Here is a 3,798-nt window from a genome sequence, read left to right on the forward strand (position 1 = left end):
GGGACGGCGATCAGCCAGGTGCCCGGCAGGACGGCGGGCGCGGCCGGGACGGTGAGGGGGTGCCAGTCGACGGCGTAGCGCCAGGCGTCCACGGTGCCGCGTTCACGCCGGGTGCGCCGCCAGTCGGCGAGGGCGGGCAGGACGGCGGTCAGGGCGTCGCCGTCGGGCAGGTCGAGGACCTTGGCGAGCGTGCCGGTGTCCTGGGCCTCGACCGCGCGCCAGAAGTCGTCGTGCTCCGGGTCGGTGGAGCCGGTGCCCGGGGGCGGGGTCTGCGGCCAGACGCGGGTGTGCTGGAAGGCGTAGGTCGGCAGGGCGACATGGTGGCCGGGGGTCTCGGGGCAGGCCGGGGTCCAGTCGACGGGGACGCCTCCGACGCAGAGTTCGGCGAGGGAGGCCAGCATCCGGGCCGCTCCGCCCTCGTCGCGGCGCAGGGTGCCGGTGACCAGGGCCTCGACGTCGGCACGCTCGGCGGTCTCGGTGAGGGGGGCGGTCAGCACCGGGTGCGGGCTGATCTCGACGAAGACGTGGTGCCCGGCGTCGAGAAGTCCGGTGACGGTCGGTTCGAGGCGGACGGTGGAGCGCAGGTTGCGGTACCAGTACCCGGCGTCCAGTCCGGCCGTGTCGAAGAGTCCGGCCTCGACCGTGGAGTGGAACGGCACCGCGGAGGTGGTGGGCGTGATGCCGTCCAGCGCGGAGACGACCGCGCCCTGGATCTCCTCGACGTGCGCGGAGTGGGACGCGTAGTCCACGTCCACCCGGCGGGCCCGGTCACCGCGCGCGGTGACCTCGGCGAGCACCTCCTCCGTATCGGCGGGGGCGCCCGCGACGACCACTGAGGAGGGCCCGTTGATCGCGGCGATGTCGACGCGGCCGTCGGCGACGGCGGTCAGGCTGCGGGTGTCGGCGGCGGACAGTTGGACGGAGACCATGGCGCCCTTGCCGGAGAGCGCGAGGATCGCGCGGGAGCGCAGGGCCACCACGCGGGCGCCGTCCTCCAGGGTCAGGGCCCCGGCGACGACGGCCGCCGCGATCTCGCCCTGGGAGTGCCCGACCACGGCGGCGGGTTCGACGCCGTAGGAGCGCCAGACCTCGGCGAGGGAGACCATCACGGCCCACAGGACGGGCTGGACGACGTCCACGCGATCGAGGTCGCCTTGCAGGGCGTCTTCGAGCGACCAGTCGACATGCGCCGAGAGGGCCTGCGCGCACTGCGCCATCCGCGCGGCGAACACCTCTGAGGAGTCGAGGAGTTCACGGGCCATGCCGGACCACTGGGAGCCCTGGCCGGGGAACACGAACACCGGTCCGCGTCCGATGGGCTGGGCGGTGCCCGTGGTGACGGTCGGGGCGGTGGCGGTGCCGTCGGCCAGGGCGCGGACGGCGTTGAGGAGTTCGGCGCGGTCGTGGCCGAGGGCGACGGCCCGGTGTTCGAAGAGGGTGCGGCTCGTCAGGAGGGCGCGGGCGACGTCGGTGGCGGTCTGTGGGTGTGCGGTGAGGTGGTCGGCGAGGCGGGCGGCCTGGGCGCGGAGGGCTTCGGGGGTGCGGGCGGACAGGAGCCAGGGGCGCGGGGCCGGGGCCTCGTCCGGGGTGGGGGTGAGAGGCGTCTCGGGGGCCTGTTCGAGGATGACGTGGGCGTTGGTGCCGCTCATGCCGAACGAGGAGACGCCCGCCCGGCGCGGCCGTCCCCTCTCCGGCCAGGGCTGGTTGCCGTCCAGCAGCGTGACGGCGCCCGCGCTCCAGTCGACCTGCCGGGTGGGCCGCTCGGCGTGCAGGGTGCGCGGCAGGACGCCGGCGCGCAGGGCGAGGACGCTCTTGATGACGCCGCCGACCCCGGCCGCCGCCATGGTGTGTCCGATGTTGGACTTCAACGAGCCCAGGTACAGCGGGTGTTCGCGGTCCTGCCCGTAGGTCGCGAGGAGGGCCTGCGCCTCGATCGGGTCGCCGAGCTTCGTGCCGGTGCCGTGCGCCTCGACCAGATCGACGTCCGAAGCGGCGAGCCCCGCGTTGGCGAGGGCCTGCCGGATGACGCGCTGCTGGGCGGGTCCGCTGGGTGCGGTGAGCCCGTTGGAGGCGCCGTCCTGGTTGATCGCGGAGCCCCGGACGACGGCCAGCACCGGGTGCCCGTTGCGGCGGGCGTCGGAGAGCCGTTCGACGACGAGGACGCCGACCCCTTCGCTCCAGCCGGTGCCGTCGGCGTCGTCGGAGAACGCCTTGCAGCGGCCGTCGGAGGCGAGGCCCCCTTGCCGGGCGAACTCCAGGAACCCGCCGAGGGTGTTCATGACGGTGACGCCACCGGCGAGCGCGAGATCGCACTCCCCCGCGCGCAGCGCCTGTCCGGCGAGGTGCAGGGCGACCAGCGACGACGAGCAGGCGGTGTCGACGGATACGGCGGGACCCTCCAGGCCGAGGAGGTAGGAGACGCGGCCGGAGAGGACGCTCCCGGCCGTGCCGGTCATGACGTGGCCCTCGGTCTCGGGGGACGCGGCCAGCACTCCGGCGTAGTCGGAGCCGGCCGTGCCCGCGAAGACACCGGTCCGGGAGCCGCGCAGCCGGGCCGGGTCCAGGCCGGCGCTCTCCAGGGCCTCCCAGGCGGTCTCCAGGAGCTGGCGCTGCTGCGGGTCCATGGCGAGCGCTTCGCGCGGCGAGATCCCGAAGAACCCGGCGTCGAAGGAGGCCGCGTCGTGCAGGAATCCGCCCGCCGTCGGGGCGCTCGCGTCGATGCGGCGCAGCGCGGCCGTGTCCCAGCCCCGGTCGCGCGGGAAGGGCGTGATCCCGTCGACGCCGTCGGTGACCAGCCGCCACAGCGACTCGGGCCCGGTGACCCCGCCGGGGAAGCGGCAGGCCATGCCGACGACGGCGAGGGGTTCGTCGAGCAGCGTGGCACGGGTGACGGCCGCCGTCTCGGTGTCGCCGTTGAGGAAGGCGACGACGGCTTCCGGGGTGGGGTGGTCGAAGACCAGCGTGGCGGGCAGGGCGCGGCCGGTCTCCTCGGCGAGGAGGTCGCGGAAGCGGACGGCGGACAGGGAGTCGAAGCCGAGGTCGGAGAAGGAGTGGTCGGTGGGGACGGCGTCGGCGCTCGCGTGTCCGAGGACGGCGGCTGCGGCGCCGCGCACCAGGTCGAGACCGGCTGCTTGGCCGGGTGTGGCTGCGATGGCGAGGAGCGGGGCGGCGGGCAGGAGGCTCGTGGTGCCCGGGGTGGCGGGGAGCCAGTAGCGCTCGCGCTGGAAGGGGTAGGTGGGCAGGGCGGCCGTCAGGAGCGGGTCGGTGGCGGTGCCGAGGACGGCGGTCCAGTCGACGGGGACGCCCCGGGTGTGGAGGTCGGCGAGGGCCGTGAGCAGCGCGGTCGGTTCGGCGTGGTCGCGGGGCAGCGCGGGCACACAGACCGGGCCGCCCTCGGCCTCGGAGAAGCAGTCCCGGGCCAGGACGCTGAGCGCGCCGCCGGGTCCGATCTCCAGGCAGGCGGTGACCCCCTCGGCGGCCAGCGCACGCACCCCGTCGTGGAAGCGGACGGCGTCCCGAACATGCCGCACCCAGTACTCGGCGCCCTCCAGCTCCGCCCCGGCGAGCTGTCCGGTGACGTTGGAGACGACGGGGATGCGCGGGGCACGGTAGCTGAGGCCCTCGGCGACCCGGCGGAACTCCGCGAGCATCGGTTCCATCAGCGGCGAGTGGAAGGCGTGGCTGACCTTGAGGCGGCGCACCCGCACCGCGCGTTCCGCGCACAGGGCGGCGGTCGCGTCCACGGCGGTCGCGGGGCCCGAAAGGACGGTGGCGCGCGGCCCGTTGACGGCGGCGACG

General features: G+C 75.3%; 1 protein-coding gene. It reads right to left on the bottom strand.

The features are described 5' to 3' along the window. Positions 1-3,798: acyltransferase domain-containing protein (locus ACVNF4_RS33645; RefSeq protein ID WP_461806666.1), on the bottom strand; the 3,798-nt coding region annotated here is incomplete at both ends.

It is taken from the genome of Streptomyces sp. S6, from assembly GCF_054880855.1.